Below are 16,205 nucleotides of genomic sequence, written 5' to 3' on the forward strand. Positions count from 1 at the left end.
ATTGTCATGAGTTTTTTTGACACCATGAATGCAGCCTATGCAAATGAATTGCCTGCAGTGAATATCCCAGAACAATGGGGACAAGGGAGAGCCACCTTCGGCGGTTTAGTTGTCGCAACGCTGCTTTCAAAAATAAAACCTGACGTCATTAAAAATAGAGATATCCGGTCAATTCTGGTTTCCTTCGTGGCGCCAGTGGCTCCAGGTGAATTGCACGTGGCTGTCGAAGTACTGCGCGAAGGCAAAGCCGCAATGCAGTTGCAAATCACTGGTTCTCAAAACAATCAAGTTTGTACCACCGTACTCGCGAGCTTCGGCTTTGATCGAGAATCCAGCGTGATGATAAAGGGGGACCCGTCTCCTACCTTTAAGGATCCTGAAGACGTACAAGAATTCCCATTCATTCGTGGTCTCACACCCGATTTTACCCAGTTTTTTGATTATCGATACACCTTAGGTGGCTTGCCCTTTATGGGTAAAGGGCAACTCGAAATGGGGGGCTGGATAAAGTTACGCGAAGTTAAGCAAGAGCCCATTTCAGTAGCTGCAATATTAGTGCTTTTAGATGCTTGGCCGCCGGCTGTATTCAGTATGTTCAAGAAACCCGTCTCAGGAAGCTCTCTCACATGGGCTGTCAGCTTCGTAAACATACCCGCTGATTGCGGCCCGAACGATTGGTGGCAATACCAGGCAAGCATCGTAAGCTCAGCAAATGGTTACAGCCATATAGACTCTAAAATCTGGGATAAAAACAAGAACCTAACCGTGATAAGCAGGCAAACAGTCAGTGTTTTTGAATAGACACAGCATTAGATTATGGAAATCTAATAATCGAAGAAATGGGAAATAAAAATGGTAGCCCAAGTTTTTAAACGTGTAAAAAACAAATCTACGGAATTCTCTAAAGACGTTAGAGAACTTCAGAAAAAATGGACCACCTATCACCCTTCAAAGGCTGATATACAAAAAATGTTCCAACTGGATGTAGCCATTCTGGGGGCGCTGTATATTGCGGCAATTATTTTAGGCCTCCATGCACAACAATACAACTTTGAAGGACTATCATCTATACCCGTAATATTGACATTAGTTGCTTATTCACTATTTTTGATTAGATTCGCTTTCAAAGCCCATAATTTCGACCATGCACAGGCCGAAAATTCATTATTATTCTTCAAGGGTGTCGATTTTTTTGTAGGCGCATCGAGCTTCATTTGGCAAAGCCAACACTTTGCCACCCACCACCGATACCCTAACACTTTCTATAACGGTGACAATCTGGACTCATCCAACAGGAAAGTGTTTTTTACTGAAAGGTCTTATGATCAGCGGCCTCAGGCCAAACAGGCTGGAAAAATTGCATCTCTCATTTCCCTCCTCTTGGCCACGTTATTTTACAAACAACTAATGTTTTTTGTGTTTGCTGTTGCCTTTTTTAAAGGGAACTATATGCCACATTCGCCACAAAGAAAAAAGGCCACAAAAGACTACGCCTTTTATCTTGTGTCGAAACTGTGCCTGATAACCATGTACTACATAGTTCCTTATGCCCTATTTGGCTGGTATGGAATACTTGGATATTTTATCGTTTCCGCATTGTGGAGCACGGTATTTTTCTTGTCGTTCGAAAGCAACCATCACGGCATGCTATCAAAGGCAATCTATATAAACACCTCTCAAGACATCGAAATTGACTTTGCCAAACTGCAGCTCTATGTAACATTGAACGTCGGAACCAATAACAAGTTTTACTCATGGCTAATCTACAACTTCAACTATCACATCGAGCATCACCTATTCCCTTCTATCGATGTAAAAAATTACCCCACACTATCAAGAGAGCTCAAGCGCCTGGTAAAAGAAAAATACCCAACTCTTAGCTACCAAGAATTAACGTGCAGTGAAGCCTTTTGCAGCGTCATCAAACAATACCTGACAAAACCGATTACGCGCAGCATATTGATTAACGACAAAAACATGCATGATCACATTTTGATCTAACAAACCATAATAACTAGAAATCTCAGGAAACATGATCATGCTAGAAAAACTACTATTCTTATTTTACGTCACAACCTCCCCTGTTCTGTTCTTAATAAAAATCACCAAGAACAAATCGCTTAGCATCGTTTACCGCGTGCTCGTCAAAATAAAACTGAGCCCCGTCCTATTAACCCTGTACGCAACCAACGTCACGCTAAGTTATTTACGCTGGAAGTTAACTGAAATAAAAATGCTACTGCCTAGATTATTCGGACACAACAACTATAATCGCGACTATGTAGAAATGCATAACAAGAAAATCCTGGGGACCGATTACCACTTGCCTTATGTGTCAGATCACCTGCCGGCAGAGCTTGTTTACAAATGGCGAAAAGACAAGGTCTACCACAACTACATCTCAAGCATCATCAAAGCTAACCTGGACTACGTCAATGTCGTTCTTGATGAGTTTGAGAGTCCAACTCCGATCGGTGATGTCGAGTTAAAAGACTTTGTTTTTTCATCGCAAGCTTCTCACTACCTGCAGTTGCAAGACGGCTACTTTACATTTGATATGTCGTCATTTCACAACGAACAAGTTCTCCCAAACATTAGCTTTGATATCAGGCGATTTCTGATTTCCGAAAACTTAGAAATCAACACCATGGAAATCGAACTATTTGATGGCACCCGCATCAAGCATGGCTCACGTGATTGGGATTTGGCAAAAATATACTTCCTGTCTAACGCTATGGTTTTCTTTATTATGGGGGCCCATCTACATCACCACCTGTTTTTTGCAGAAATGGGTGCCGTCTCGCTATTCAACAAAACACCAAAAAACAGCACCCTTTACAAGTTACTAAGTCCTCACACTGCGTATACGTTAATGCTTAATGACCAGTTCAAGAATAGCCCTCTGTCTCTGCGCGAGACACCAGGGATTTTTGATAAATTTCTATACTCTTGCATTGGCTACTATTCGGCGGACACTTTTTATAAAGTAGGGTATGAAAACGCATTAACCATGTATGGCAAGAGGGACACCATTGATGAATCCTTAACCAAAAAACATCAAATCAATTTTGATGTGCCTTTTGATCGGTACATCACAGGTTCTACAGCACTTAACAAGCAGTTAGACTCACACTATCTTTCTGTCAAAGACTTCATTTCAGGCATCTATGAGGAGCTTGTGATTGATGGTGGAATTCACGACGTAGAAACCTGGGTTTCCGACGTATGTCAGTATGTAAAAATAGAGGTCAAAAAAGACAAACAGTTTTATATTGATGTTATATCAACTTATATTTGGTATGTATCATTCGTTCATTCCCTGGAGCATTACCAATTCTATAAACTCATGGGTCACTTTTGCTTGCTGACACGTCATCCTTTCCTGAAAGCCGTATCAATTAAGCAATCGGGTGGGAACGTATTCAGCCAATATGATTTATGGAAATCAAAACACATAGTTTTAACCTTTGGCAAAAATCATTTAAATAAAAACATTTGCGAATCTTACGTAGATGTTGACTACAACTTTAAAAGCAACCTGCTAAAAGAGCAGCAAGAAAAATTTAAATTAAGGGTTCAGACAGACCTTGTTTTTTATAAAGTCCCCTCAGAAGCCATTGCTTTGTCTATTCGATACTAGAGCCTACAAAAACCCTTTGAGAAACACCTGAAAACAGCATCGCATTGGCTTTGTGTGTCACACAGCCACGTGCCGGAGCGAGGCAATCTGCTTCGCTCCGAAACTGCATAGACGCCTTGCGCCCATGCAAGGCCAGCAGCTCCGAGTGGCAAAGTGACACTTATTCCGCTTCAGCCGCCGGCAGCATCGACCGTTTCCTGCACTCCGGCGAGGTGTTCCATACAACCGGACTTGGACGAACACCGTTTATCGCAGGATCAAAGAAAGAACCTTCCCAAAACAGGTTAGAATAGGCGCCACTCGGTCGCCTGGCGCCTGCCTGCATGCTTACAATGGATGACAGCCGTAACCCCCAGCAACGACCCGTCAGTACAGTGATCAGCACACCAAACACTGACAATCACACACAGCCCTTGAAACTCCTGCCCTACAGGTCATACCGTGGAAATCTTCAAAGAGTTTACCTTCGAGTCCGCCCACCGCCTGCCCCACGTCCCCGAAGGCCACAAGTGCGGGCGCCTGCACGGCCACTCGTTCAAGGTGGCCATCCACCTGAGCGGCGACCTCGACCCGCATACCGGCTGGATCCGTGATTTCTCGGAGATCAAGGCGATTTTCAAGCCGCTCTACGAGCGTCTCGACCACAACTACCTCAATGACATTCCCGGCCTGGAAAACCCTACCAGCGAAGTGCTGGCCAAGTGGATCTGGAATGAATTGAAACCGTTGCTGCCGGAACTCAGTGCAATTCGCATCCATGAGACCTGCACCAGTGGCTGTATTTATCGCGGCGAGTAAGCTGGCGATGTAAAAAAACCACCTTCAAGGTGGTTTTTTTATGCCCACCACGCGCCCAGCGCTTTACAGTCATGTTTCGCTGTCCAGACAAATAGGTGCCTGTTGCGATGCCCACTGCGATACGTTGTGCCACTGTCGACGATATTACGGCCATAGAGGCCATCGTCCAGGCTGCCTACTCACCCTACATTCAACGAATCGGCCGTAGCCCCGGACCGATGCTCGACGACTATCGCCAACACGTCGAAACAGGGACCGTTCAGGTGCTCGAAAGCGCTCGCCAGGTAGTGGGCTTCGTGGTGCTGATCAGCAAGGAAGATTATTTGCTCCTGGATAACCTGGCTGTCAGCCCTGCCGCTCAAGGCTTGGGTTATGGACGCCAGTTGCTGGCGTTTGCCGAAGCACAGGCCATCAGCGCCGGGTATCGAGAAGTCCGCCTGTATACCAACGAAGCGATGACCGAAAATATCGAGCTGTACACACGCAGAGGCTTTGTGGAAACCCATCGGGCCGTGGAAAACGGCCTGCATCGGGTTTACATGAAAAAGGACCTGATACCCAATAAGCACAACCCCTGAGCCACACCTCCCCCCTAACCCGAAGGAGTCCTCATGGAAAACACCTGGCTGGCCCAAGCCAAACGCCTGCAAGCACTGGCGTCCACCGGGCTGCACTTTTGCACCGATGACTTCGAGCGCGAGCGTCTTGAGGAGATCGCCCATATCGCCCACAGCATGCTCGCACAGTTGGGCAATGTGCCTCTGGAGCGCATCACCGGGCTGGTTTCGGATTTCGCCAAACGCTATTCGACGCCCATGCTCGATGTACGTGGTGCTGTGATTGAGGGCGACCGCATCCTGTTGGTGCGAGAACTCAACGACGGTTGCTGGGCGTTGCCTGGCGGTTACGCCGATATCGGTTTGTCAGCGGCAGAAAACATCGTCAAGGAAATCCGTGAAGAAGCCGGGTTGACGGTAAAGGCGCAGGCGCTGTACAGCGTCACTCACAAGGCAAAGGGCTTGTACAAGCCTGACACTCGGGACTTCTACAAGCTGTACTTCCTGTGCGAACGGGTCGATCAAGCCGCGCCAGTGGCGGGCTTCGAGACCACGGAGGTCGGCTTCTTCAGCCTGGACGCCCTGCCACCGCTGTCCCGAGGCCGGACCATCGAGAGTGATCTTGAGGCCGCGTTCGCGTTTCATCGCGGCGAGACGACTCATACCCTGTTTGATTAACCCCTTCTCCACCCCGGAGTTGGCACGGGCAGTGCTACACACCTGCGTCATTTATTCAGGGAGAAGGCACATGACGCAGCACGAACCCGGTAACGATTATCCCCTCAGCGAAGTGCCGCTGCATGCGCGCAAGGGCCTTGCCTCAACGGCCATGGTGCTGTTGGGATTCACCTTTTTTACCGCGACCATGTTCGCCGGCGGCAAGCTGGGGGTGGCCTTCAGCTTTGTCCAGATGCTCGGCGTCGTGGCCCTGGGTAACCTGCTGTTGGGTATCTACGCCGCAGGCCTGGGTTACATCGCCTTCAAGAGTGGCTTGAATTCGGTGCTGATGGGACGCTTCTGCTTTGGCGAAGTGGGCAGCAAGCTGAGCGACCTGATCCTCGGGTTTACCCAGATCGGCTGGTACGCCTGGGGTACCGCCACCGCCGCCGTGGTCCTGGGCAAATACTTCGAACTGAGCCAGGGCAGCGTGCTGGCCTTGATGGTCCTGTTCGGCCTGGTGTTTTGCGCCACGGCCTACGTGGGGTATCGCGGGCTGGAGATTTTGTCCTACATCGCTGTGCCGGCCATGGGCATCCTGTTGTTTCTGTCGATGTGGGTCGCCACGGTAAAAGTCGGCGGGCTGGATGGCCTGCTGGCAGTGGTGCCAACGGGCGAGCTGGATATGTCCACCGCGATCACCTTGGTGTTTGGCACTTTTGTCAGCGGCGCGACCCAGGCCACCAACTGGACGCGGTTTTCCCGCTCGGCCAAGGTGGCAGTGCTGGCCAGCTTGATTGGTTTTTTCATCGGCAATGGCTTGATGGTATTGATCGGTGCCTACGGCGCCATCGTCTATCAGCAGCCCGATGTGGTGGAAGTGTTGCTGCTGCAAGGTTTTGCCATGGCGGCGATGGCCATGCTGCTGCTCAACATCTGGAGCACCCAGGACAACACCATCTACAACTTCGCCGTCGCCGGCTGCAACCTGCTGCGCACCGGGCGCCGCAAGACGGTGACCCTGGTGGGCGCAGTGATCGGTACGCTGCTGGCGCTGGGGGGCATGTACGACATGCTGGTGCCCTACCTGATCCTGCTGGGCACGGTGATTCCACCGATTGGCGGGGTGATCATGGCGGACTTCTTCTATCGGTATCGCGGCGCCTACCCACGATTGGCCGACACACCCTTGCCGGCGTTCAACTGGCCTGGGCTGATCGCCTATGCCGTCGGGACGGTGCTGGCATTCAACTCACCCTGGGTGGCACCGCTGGTGGGCATTGTTGCCGCGTCATTGACCTACATCGTGCTCACCGCTGTACTGCGGGTGCGGACGCCACTGGCTGACGTCCAGGCATAATGACCACCTGATTGCTTTTTGCCCAAGAGGAACTTGCCCATGCATATCATCAACGCTCGCCTGCGCAACCGTGAAGGCCTGCATGATCTGCACCTGGAACATGGCCGGATCGCCAGCATCACCCGACAAAACGCAGCACCCGCAGCAGGGCCGGATGACCTGGATGCCGCTGGCAATCTGGTTGTTCCCCCCTTCGTCGAGCCACACATCCACCTCGACGCCACCCTTACCGCTGGCGAGCCACGCTGGAACATGAGCGGCACACTGTTCGAAGGTATCGAGTGCTGGGGCGAACGCAAGGCCACCATCACCCAGGAAGACACCAAGGCCCGCGCCAAAAAAACCATCCAGGCCCTGGCCGCCCACGGCATCCAGCACGTGCGTACTCACGTCGACGTCACCGACCCGGACCTGACGGCGCTCAAGGCGATGTTGGAGGTGCGCGAAGAAAACACGCACCTGATCGACTTGCAAATTGTCGCCTTCCCCCAGGAAGGCATCGAGTCTTTCCGCAATGGCCGCGAGCTGATGGAAGAAGCCGTTCGCCTGGGGGCCGATGTGATTGGCGGCATCCCGCACTTTGAATACACCCGCGACCAAGGCGTCAGCTCGGTTAAATTCCTGATGGACCTGGCCGAACGCACCGGTTGCCTGGTGGATGTACATTGCGATGAAACCGACGACCCTCACTCGCGCTTTCTCGAAGTACTGGCCGAAGAAGCCCGCAGCCGCGACATGGGCGCCCGCGTCACCGCCAGCCACACCACGGCCATGGGCTCTTACGACAACGCCTACTGCGCCAAGCTGTTCCGCCTGTTGGGGCATTCGGGCATCAGTTTCGTTTCCTGCCCTACCGAAAGCATCCACCTGCAGGGCCGCTTCGACAACTTCCCGAAACGCCGGGGCGTGACCCGAGTCAACGAACTGCTGGAAGCCGGTATGAACGTCTGCTTTGGCCAGGACTCCATTGTCGATCCCTGGTACCCACTGGGTAACGGCAACATCCTCCGGGTACTGGAAGCCGGCTTGCACATCTGCCATATGCTCGGCTATCGCACCCTGCAAAGTGCCCTCGACCTGGTCACCGACAACAGCGCCAAGGCCATGGCCTTGGGCGACCGTTATGGCCTGGAGCCTGGGCGCCCGGCGAACCTGTTGATCCTTTCCGCTGACAGCGACTATGAGGTGATTCGCAGCCAGGGTTTGCCGTTGTATTCGATTCGCGGGGGCCAGGTGTTGATGAAGCGCCAGCCTGCGCAGGTGGAGTTTTTGTAGGCTTAAACGATCGAATCGATATCCAGGGTTTGCGTCCTCCCCGGTCCCCAACTGTCATCCGGTTGCGAGGGGATACTTGCGACTTGGGATAGCTCGCGGTTTTCCTGATGGGTAAACCAGCGCTTCAGGCTTGGTTGCAGGTTTGGGGATTGGGCGTGGCTGCCGTAGACATCCCAGGCTTGCAACCGACGCCAGCGCAGGCTCGCCAGGCGTTTGCGGCTGGTGTCCAAGCGGTCGACTTCGGCGCTCAAGGCGTGACTATCCTCATTACCACGCTGGTTGGGAGAACCGCGCAGGGCCAGCTCGCGGTTCTTGTCCCGCAGCTGTTGCTGCATGGTGCTGAGTGCTTTTTCGATCAGCTCAAACTCCCGTGGCGTCACCAAGGTACCGTTGGCGTCCAGGGTTTGCTGCCAGCGACGCAGGGTTGCCCAGGCTGCCGGAATGTAGCTGGTGACCATAAAGTGATGGCTGGACTGGACCAATTGCTTGATCAGATTGGGCCGATCCGGCATATCGCCATTGAGTCGCAAAGCACGATGACAGGCTGCCTCTTCGATGGACTCACAACCGGGAGTCCACAGCACCGAGGATTGCGTGCCGTCGGGCAGGACGATCGGCATGAAATGTTGCTGTGCGCCGTGATGTTGATAAGGGTTGCCGTTCAGACGAACCAGGCCCAGGGCGAATAACAGGCCACCGGGCGCCGGGTTGCTGAACAGCACCACAGCTCCCGGGATCCAGATTTTGGCGGTGGTGTTCATCCAGGGTGCCGGGACGCTGGGGACTGGGTCGTTGTGGTTGACGATGCGGTGATGTACCAGGGCAGAGGCGCCTTCGGTGAATTCGGAGTCGGCGGCGCGGGGGGCGCCGTAGGTGTAGAGGAGGATGTTGTATTGGCAGTCTGGGATTTGGCGCAAGGACTCTGCCAGTAAAAGGGCTATCGCGCCGCCTAGGCTGTGGCCACAGATAATGATGCGTTGGCGGGTATGAAACTGCGTCAAATATCCGAGCACAAATCGCTGCATCGCACGGTAAGCCAGATAAAAGCCTTCGTGTGCCTTCCCGACGCCTTCGGTAAATGGAACTTGATGAGCGTTCGCATCACGAATGGCGTCGGCACCGCTGGCGGTGCCGCGTACCGCGATCAAAACCACCTCATCGTGGTGACAGATAAAAGCCTGAGTATCAGTGCCATTCTCCTCATCATCGAAAAAATGCAACTGTGCTGGATGCTCTTGGGCCTTATCCAACCGGGGATCATTCTGCTCATACAACTCAGGATCAAAGGGCAAAATTTCAAAGCGCTGGGAGTACGGTACATCTTCGTATAAAGGATAAAAGCGTTGCTGTTGGTCTGGATCGACTTTCCAGTCTTCCTGATAACCCGCGAGCTTCTCAGCAAACAGGTTGCCAACGCTGGGATGCCGTGGAAAGGCTACTTGGTCAATAGGAGGTACCGCAGGTTCCTGACCAAACTCGCAATAACTCAAGGTTGCCATGAGCGCCAGTTGATAACCGTTCAAGGCGCAGAATCGATCATCAAGTGACAGTGCCGGACGTAGCGCTCTAAGCGGTCGAACCTCCAGTACGGCGTGCTTGTTAGGAAATAACACCAATCCTGTCAACGTCGGTTGAGGTGGCCCAAAACCCAGATCAGCCATCATTTTTAGAGCATGCCGAGGGGGACAGTAAATCCTCGGTGCCTGAGGGGGCAAATGAGCGGAGTGCCGGACAAGATCGCGTACTTCGATCTGATAAAAATGGTCTGCCTGTATCTGCAAAGGATTACGTTCTACCCGCTGACCATCGTCGCGTGAAAAACGGGTTTTTTCCGCACGAACTTGAAGCTCGGTGATAGGCAGCTTGTAACTTGACCGCGTCATCAGTCCCTTATAGAGATCTTCTGCTCCCGAATAAAGCTCGTCGAACGACAGGACAACCGGCCCGCAGTAGAACCCTCGCAATTTGGCAAATCCCTCACCATTCAATCTTCCGTTGTAACTCTGACCTGCACTGTCATAGACCTTGTAAGGTAGACCTCCATATACTTTGCCACTCCCCAGTTCATCTACCAAACAAAAGCTCACCCAGTGCCCTCGCAATGAACAGGCTGGCATCTTGTTACTGAAAAACGGTTGCTTCCATGCATCCTGACTCATGAGTTTTCTCCCTATTCGTTACACGTAGGATAGATAGTGCAGACACGCCCATCTGGCATTTTAAAAGACTTGAAATCAGTCGTATTACCACGGCAAAACGCGAACACGTCATCCAGACTTTTCCCCAGGCACCGCTTCCAACCACCAGGAACAACTATCCAATTGTCGTCAACCGCTGGTAACTCCTCATCGATCAACCCCAATGTCAGTCTTATGGTTTTCCCTGTCATCGCATCACGCTGAACAGCACCACCCGCCCGTGCCTTGCGTAACAGACCATCCGCGCCCAATGCGTTGCATTTGAGGAGTTTGATAAGGGCACGTTCAGATCCTCCAGTACGAAACAGCCACTGACACCGAGCCGCAAGTTCCAATACTCCAGACGCAGGCATTACGGAGTCGCCGAACGCCGACTGATCACCCAAATAGATGGCGGCATAATCCCTCCCAATATCAAACCAACGCTCTCCCCACTCCGTATCCAGCGCAAACATAATTCTGCGCAACACCAACGGACACCCACCCACCCGCTCCGTCAGCGGTACTTCGAAACTGACCCGGTTAGCTTCTGGCTTACCAAGCGTGTCAAAAACCTTAAGTTCCGGCCGCTTGCCTCGCCGTCGCGGCAACGTGCAAGTCTCGCCCGTCGCAGGTTGGTAAACCGCATCGCCTCTGAATCTGAAGTTCGCCGGCAGATCGACCTCCAACGTGAAGCTCTCGACGGATTTCGTCCCACACCCGGAAGTCGCCAGAACACCACCGGCAAGTAACCCCAACATGATTCCCCTACGCATCACGATTCGCCCCCTGCACCCGCCGCCACTGCTCCACCACCCGCTGAAAATGATCCACCGCAAGCTCTCCTGCCACCGGCTGCCAATGGATAACGCCCTCCCCGCAGGCCTCCAGCAAGCGCTGCACCACCAAAAACTCCAATTGTTCAGGCGCCTCCCATTGCCAGATCCGGGCCTGCTCCAACACCTGGGCCAGCCAGACTTTCGGGGCCTGATACTCGGCCAACCGGCAAAGGTCTTCGCTGTGCTCAGCCAGCAGGTAGCGCAGGATATTGGCCTGAAGAATGGCGCCAGACTGGGGGTTGGGTACCTCGAGCCACGGCGCAGGATCGGGCACTGCATGTTCGCCAGGCGCCGGGTTGTTGCCGCAGTTCCAGCGCTGGTCGTGCCAGTAGCACACGCTGATCAATGGCCCGAGGAAAGCGGGCCATGCCTGAGCGGGCAGATGATTCAGGGCTCGCGCCAGCGTGCGATTATCGTGAAACCGGTACAGCACTTGGCTTCCTGCCAGGCCCACCAACAGCCGTTCACGCCAATGCCGGGTAACATCCGACAAGTCGTCACTGGGCAGGCTGCCCAACCATCCCCAATTCAACTCAGGTTGTTGCAGCAACCTGGCAAACTCAGGCTCGTTGGCGTGTTCCAGCAACAGGATCAACGGGCCTTTCGTCGCCAGCTCCCCCACGACGGTTCCACTGTAGACGTTGCAATACTGCGACACCGTGCGGGTCGCCAGCAGTGAGTGACTCGCCTCGCTCTCACCATTCAGTATCAGGCACAACCAATGCCCTGCCTGTTGCTGTTGAGCCATCCATTGTCCGGGCGTGAGCGCCATCAAGCCGCCCTCCCCGTGATGTCGCACACGCCCTCGCGACAACGCTCACACACCGGGCAGAAGTCGGCCCCCAGTTGCTTGGCCAACCCCATGACGACCCCTTGCGCGGCAGACATCATTGGAGTGGCCGTGACAATCGGCAACGAAGCCTTTTCACCCGGCCCGACGGGATTCGCCGAGCGGATTACAGGAGGTTTTCCTCCCAAGGTAATGGGCCGACTGCTGAAGATCCCGCCCGCCTGAATCACCAGATGCTCACCACCGGCCTTGAAACTCAGTTGCGCGCCCGCCTCGATAATCAAGCTGGCACCGGCCTTGAGATGAATCTGCTGCCCGGCCTCGATCACCAACACTTGGCCCACGTGCATCTGGCTGCTGCCAGTCACCTTCAAGTGATCATCTGCCTCAAGCCGAACCTTGCGATCACCGCCAATACGGCGATGTTCCTCATCCTCCAGCTTGACGGTACTCAAGCCACGGATGATCTCCCGCCGCTCGCCTGCGATCTCCAGCCGGCTATCGTGCCCCACGTGTTGCTCCAGATCGCGCTGGGCTCGCAGGTAGATGAGTTCCTCCCCACGCCGATCTTCCAGGTGCAGCTCGTTGGCCCCCTTGCCGCCAGGGGAGCTGCGGCTGCGCAGGACGCTGCGAGTCTTGTGCTGCGGCAAGGGATAGGGCGGCATGTGCAAGGTATTGGGCAGGCAGCCATTGATCAGAGGCTGGTCGGGATCACCTTCCAGAAAGGTCACCAGAACTTCCATGCCCACTCGCGGGAGCATCATCGCGCCATAACTATCGCCGGCCCAACCCGAGGCTACGCGCACCCAACAACTGCTTTTGTCGTCACCAGGATCCAGCCGATCCCAGTGGAACCGGATCTTGACCCGACCATATTGATCGCAATGCACATCTTCACCCGCAGGCCCGGTGACCGTAGCCGTCTGGCTAGCCGCGATACGCGGCTTGGAGTGTTTGAGCGGTGGACGGAAAGTCGCTCGCCAAGGCGTTGCCGTGAACCGGTTGCGGTAACCGCAGAAGGTGTCAGGCTCCGGGGCGGCCTCCTCCAATACCTGGGGCTGGTAGCCTTCGTGACGCACGCTGGTGATCAGCCACAAATCATTGCACGACGGATCCGGGTGATCCTGCAATTCCAGAAAATGCCCACTGCGCAGAGCAGGTTGATCACTCTTGCCCAACACCCGATAACGAGGCTGCTGGTGGCGTTCCAGGCTGCGCCGGGCCAATTGCGCACCACGCTGATGACCGGTGAAGCCCGCCGGGTATTGGTAGTCTTCAAGGGCCTCGGTAGATGATCTCCCGGTCTGATCTTGCAAACGCAACGACGGATGTTCGAAGTCATAGTCACGCCGCACCACCTGCCGGCTACGGGTCGACAGGCGTACATCAAAGCGCTGGATCACGCACTGATCCGCGGCCGAACGGCTGGAGCAATAGCGCTGCGCCGGCAGTCGGCGAAACACCGTCTGATCATCGCCAAACACCAGAAGATGGCCATCCGGAGTGTGACGCAGGTGGTAATGAATGCCCTCCTCCTCACACAGCCGCTGGATAAAATGCAGGTCGGTTTCTGCGTATTGCACACAGAATGTTCGCGGCGGATAAACCACGGGGCCGAGTTCAAAGGTATAGGCATCCGCGAAGATACCGTGGTGCTCCAGTACCGCCGCGATGATTTGCGGCACGCTACGCTGCTGGAAAATTCGCTGATCACAGCGATGAGCCAAGTAAGCCAGGCGCGGTACCAGGGTCAGGTGATAACGGGTCAGTCGGCTGCCCGGATCATCTCGTCCAATGGCGTAGATCTGCCCGTGAAGTCCTTCGCCAGGCTCACCGAAATCAAGATAGGCGGGTTGATGGAGAAACGCCTCCAGATCAAGGGAAGGATGCTCACTGACCACCTGTACATGAACGGAGAAAGGCTGATTGATAACTTCATTGCCTTTAAAGGCAAGTACCTGAAAGTCATGGATAACACTTGGAATGATCAGTTTGAAACGGGAAGAAACATGCGCATTAAACATCCGTTGTTGTCCGCCACCAATTGCCACACTGAAATAACTTTCCCTGTGCACCGATACGCTGGTTGTTTAAATCGGAGCCGAAGAGAAATCCCTGAGCAGCCTTAAGGGTAGCGATTCCAGAGGAAATTCTGGCCATTTGAAAATAAAAAGGAAGTTTCGTACGCGAGTAAAAGAAGTGTCTTTTTAAAATAAAGAATCACAATCAAAGAGCCAGCACCAGACAACTGGAAAAGTCCTACACTATTCTCATATTAATAATTTACTGATAGAGAACCAGCTGACCCGGTTAATTAAGCCAAGCATTTTCTTATTCAGGTCTCTTGCCGCCGTGCGGCCCCGAACAGACTGACATTGCTCAACGCTTCACCCTGCTGCTCCAACCGTACAGGCGCTGTGCCTCCGGGCATCACCACCGCGACCTCACCCGCCCCCACCCATCCCACACGCCAGGCAGCACAAGCCACCGCACTGGCACTGGTGCCGGAGGACGCCGTAGGCCCTTCGCCGCGCTCGAACACCCGGGCAATCAAGCGATTATCAGATTCTCGGGCCGCCCATTGCAGATTGACCCCGGCGACGCAAGGCTGGCCAACTCCAACCGGGGGCGCAAAAGCAATCGTCTGCAGCCGCTCGAACAGGTTCAACTGATGCATCTGCCGGTTGCTCGGCAATAACGAAACCTGAGGTACCAGAGTCACACAATGAGGATTACCCACGCGCACAAACTGACTGTGATCCCATTGGGTGTTGATCGAGGACAGGCCCGAAACATGGCTCAGTTCACGACCGTTGACCGACACCTGCCCAGTGCCCACAGCCCCCACTGCCGCGGGCCCAAACTCAGGGCGTCCCAGCGCCAGCCAGAATCCCTGGATCTGGTCGTACACCGCAGGCGTAACCCAAGTCAGCACGGGTGACAGCGCGTCCGTCTTGTCGTGATGCACCCGCAGCTCACACCCCTGAGCCATCAACCCTTGATCGGTCAACGCCTGGGCAAAAATCGTCAAGCCGTTGCCGCTACGTTCCGCCAGGGTACCGTCGGTGTTGACGATCAGTAGATCGAACGGCGGCTCGGCCTGAAACGGCCCGACCAGCAAGCCATCACTGCGGTGAGCCTTGCCCTCGGGAGGACGCGGCAGTGCTCCCCAACCACACTCACGGGCCACTGCAGCCTGTGTCCAGGCACCCCGGGTACGCGCAGCCTGGGCGGCACTATCCGGCACCGCAATGCCATGACTGCGCAACAACGCAGGACTCACAACGCCGTAGATATTGCCTCGGGCGTCGTAGAAGTGAGTCATTGCGCCGTCCGCATAAAGATCCGTACCACTTCCTCCAGATGCTTGCGCATGGCCTGTCGCGCACCTTCTGCATCCCGTTGTTCCAGGGCTTCCAGGATTTTGCGGTGCTCGTCTTCGGAACGATGAGGCATATCGTCAGAGGTGTAGTGCGCCTGCAATCGTTGGAACATGCTGCCGTAACGATGCCCCAACAGGTGCGCAATCATCAGCGCATACGCCGGGTTACCCGAGGCCTGGGCGATGCGGATATGGAACAGGCGATCACCTGGGTGGGTATGCGAGCCTTCACGGTTGTCCTGGACGTTGCGCTCAAACGCCTCGCGAATACCCGCCAGTTCTTCATCAGTGGCGTGTTTGGCGGCGAGGGCCGCCGCTTCCGGCTCAATCAAGCGACGGGCCTGAAGCAGGGAAAACGGTGGAATCTCGGCGTTGAAATCAACGTGCAAGTCCAGCTCCGGATCAAACTCTTGCCATTGACCACGAGTGGCCAGGGCCATCACCGGCTCCTGGCTGACCTTCGGCTGCGCCGGTTCGCACACCAGCACGCCGTTACCGACCCGCACATCCACCAGGCCGATCACTTCCAGGGCAATCATGGCCTCCCGGACCGACGCACGGCTCACGCCCAAGAGCTTGGCCAGTTCCCGCTCGGCCGGGAGGCGGCTGCCTGGAGGAAATTCACCGCTGTCGATCAGTGCTCGCAACTGGTCGGCGATTTGTCGGTAAAGACGTTGGTTATCAATCACTTGAAATGGCATCTAGGCTCAGCTCGACTCATGCACAGCCC

14 protein-coding genes are annotated in these 16,205 nt (G+C 54.4%); 8 read left to right on the plus strand and 6 right to left on the minus strand.

Features of this window, described 5'->3' with window-relative positions; genetic code table 11:
• Window positions 1-6: 6 nt before the first annotated feature.
• From GNF76_RS18895 to codA, 8 genes are all read left to right on the plus strand, one after another.
• Complete coding sequence (locus tag GNF76_RS18895; protein ID WP_155584644.1) at window positions 7-801, plus strand: acyl-CoA thioesterase; 795 nt, start codon at window positions 7-9, stop codon at window positions 799-801.
• Between the two features lie 51 nt (window positions 802-852).
• Window positions 853-2,001 (plus strand): fatty acid desaturase family protein, encoded by a 1,149-nt coding sequence (locus GNF76_RS18900; RefSeq protein ID WP_155584645.1) that lies wholly within the window; start codon window positions 853-855, stop codon window positions 1,999-2,001.
• 37 nt (window positions 2,002-2,038) lie between these two features.
• A complete protein-coding gene (locus GNF76_RS18905) occupies window positions 2,039-3,640 on the plus strand; it encodes a hypothetical protein (RefSeq protein ID WP_155584646.1) in 1,602 nt (533 codons plus the stop codon).
• A gap of 441 nt (window positions 3,641-4,081) precedes the next feature.
• A complete protein-coding gene (queD, locus tag GNF76_RS18910; RefSeq protein ID WP_003190259.1) occupies window positions 4,082-4,438 on the plus strand; it encodes a 6-carboxytetrahydropterin synthase QueD in 357 nt (118 codons plus the stop codon).
• 107 nt (window positions 4,439-4,545) lie between these two features.
• On the plus strand, window positions 4,546-5,016 hold the full coding sequence (locus tag GNF76_RS18915; RefSeq protein WP_155584647.1) for a GNAT family N-acetyltransferase: 471 nt from the start codon (window positions 4,546-4,548) through the stop codon (window positions 5,014-5,016).
• A 33-nt stretch (window positions 5,017-5,049) separates the two neighbouring features.
• Entirely contained in the window at window positions 5,050-5,673 is a 624-nt protein-coding gene (locus tag GNF76_RS18920) for an NUDIX hydrolase (RefSeq protein ID WP_155584648.1), read from the plus strand.
• A gap of 70 nt (window positions 5,674-5,743) precedes the next feature.
• Window positions 5,744-7,012, plus strand: coding sequence for a cytosine permease (gene codB, locus GNF76_RS18925; RefSeq protein WP_155584649.1), 1,269 nt, complete (start codon window positions 5,744-5,746; stop codon window positions 7,010-7,012).
• A 39-nt stretch (window positions 7,013-7,051) separates the two neighbouring features.
• Entirely contained in the window at window positions 7,052-8,287 is a 1,236-nt protein-coding gene (codA, locus tag GNF76_RS18930; RefSeq protein ID WP_155584650.1) for a cytosine deaminase, read from the plus strand.
• A gap of 2 nt (window positions 8,288-8,289) precedes the next feature.
• Here codA and GNF76_RS18935 read toward each other — a convergent pair whose 3' ends face one another.
• From GNF76_RS18935 to GNF76_RS18960, 6 genes are all read right to left on the minus strand, one after another.
• The gene (locus GNF76_RS18935; RefSeq protein WP_155584651.1) at window positions 8,290-10,446 is read right to left on the minus strand and encodes a lipase family protein; all 2,157 of its coding nucleotides are present in this window, start codon (window positions 10,444-10,446) and stop codon (window positions 8,290-8,292) included.
• A gap of 11 nt (window positions 10,447-10,457) precedes the next feature.
• A complete protein-coding gene (locus GNF76_RS18940; RefSeq protein ID WP_246211939.1) occupies window positions 10,458-11,225 on the minus strand; it encodes a hypothetical protein in 768 nt (255 codons plus the stop codon).
• A 7-nt stretch (window positions 11,226-11,232) separates the two neighbouring features.
• Window positions 11,233-12,075, minus strand: coding sequence for a DUF4123 domain-containing protein (locus GNF76_RS18945; RefSeq protein WP_155584653.1), 843 nt, complete (start codon window positions 12,073-12,075; stop codon window positions 11,233-11,235).
• Window positions 12,075-14,117, minus strand: a complete 2,043-nt coding sequence (locus GNF76_RS18950) for a type VI secretion system Vgr family protein (protein WP_155584654.1) — start codon at window positions 14,115-14,117, stop codon at window positions 12,075-12,077. The genes GNF76_RS18945 and GNF76_RS18950 overlap by 1 nt, the downstream gene beginning before the upstream one ends.
• A 311-nt stretch (window positions 14,118-14,428) precedes the next feature.
• On the minus strand, window positions 14,429-15,418 hold the full coding sequence (locus tag GNF76_RS18955; protein ID WP_155584655.1) for a diaminopimelate epimerase: 990 nt from the start codon (window positions 15,416-15,418) through the stop codon (window positions 14,429-14,431).
• Complete coding sequence (locus tag GNF76_RS18960) at window positions 15,415-16,176, minus strand: FadR/GntR family transcriptional regulator (RefSeq protein WP_155584656.1); 762 nt, start codon at window positions 16,174-16,176, stop codon at window positions 15,415-15,417. The genes GNF76_RS18955 and GNF76_RS18960 overlap by 4 nt, the downstream gene beginning before the upstream one ends.
• Window positions 16,177-16,205: the final 29 nt, after the last annotated feature.

Source organism: Pseudomonas spelaei (assembly GCF_009724245.1).
GTDB classification, from domain to species: domain Bacteria; phylum Pseudomonadota; class Gammaproteobacteria; order Pseudomonadales; family Pseudomonadaceae; genus Aquipseudomonas; species Aquipseudomonas spelaei.

Coding starts and splice junctions, on each gene's coding strand:
- GNF76_RS18895 (WP_155584644.1), top strand. CDS start 7: ATGAGTTTTTTTGACACCATGAATGCAGCCTATGCAAATGAATTGCCT.
- GNF76_RS18900 (WP_155584645.1), top strand. CDS start 853: ATGGTAGCCCAAGTTTTTAAACGTGTAAAAAACAAATCTACGGAATTC.
- GNF76_RS18905 (WP_155584646.1), top strand. CDS start 2,039: ATGCTAGAAAAACTACTATTCTTATTTTACGTCACAACCTCCCCTGTT.
- GNF76_RS18915 (WP_155584647.1), top strand. CDS start 4,546: ATGCCCACTGCGATACGTTGTGCCACTGTCGACGATATTACGGCCATA.
- GNF76_RS18920 (WP_155584648.1), top strand. CDS start 5,050: ATGGAAAACACCTGGCTGGCCCAAGCCAAACGCCTGCAAGCACTGGCG.
- codB (WP_155584649.1), top strand. CDS start 5,744: ATGACGCAGCACGAACCCGGTAACGATTATCCCCTCAGCGAAGTGCCG.
- codA (WP_155584650.1), top strand. CDS start 7,052: ATGCATATCATCAACGCTCGCCTGCGCAACCGTGAAGGCCTGCATGAT.
- GNF76_RS18935 (WP_155584651.1), bottom strand. CDS start 10,446: ATGAGTCAGGATGCATGGAAGCAACCGTTTTTCAGTAACAAGATGCCA.
- GNF76_RS18940 (WP_246211939.1), bottom strand. CDS start 11,225: ATGTTGGGGTTACTTGCCGGTGGTGTTCTGGCGACTTCCGGGTGTGGG.
- GNF76_RS18945 (WP_155584653.1), bottom strand. CDS start 12,075: ATGGCGCTCACGCCCGGACAATGGATGGCTCAACAGCAACAGGCAGGG.
- GNF76_RS18950 (WP_155584654.1), bottom strand. CDS start 14,117: ATGTTTAATGCGCATGTTTCTTCCCGTTTCAAACTGATCATTCCAAGT.
- GNF76_RS18955 (WP_155584655.1), bottom strand. CDS start 15,418: ATGACTCACTTCTACGACGCCCGAGGCAATATCTACGGCGTTGTGAGT.
- GNF76_RS18960 (WP_155584656.1), bottom strand. CDS start 16,176: ATGCCATTTCAAGTGATTGATAACCAACGTCTTTACCGACAAATCGCC.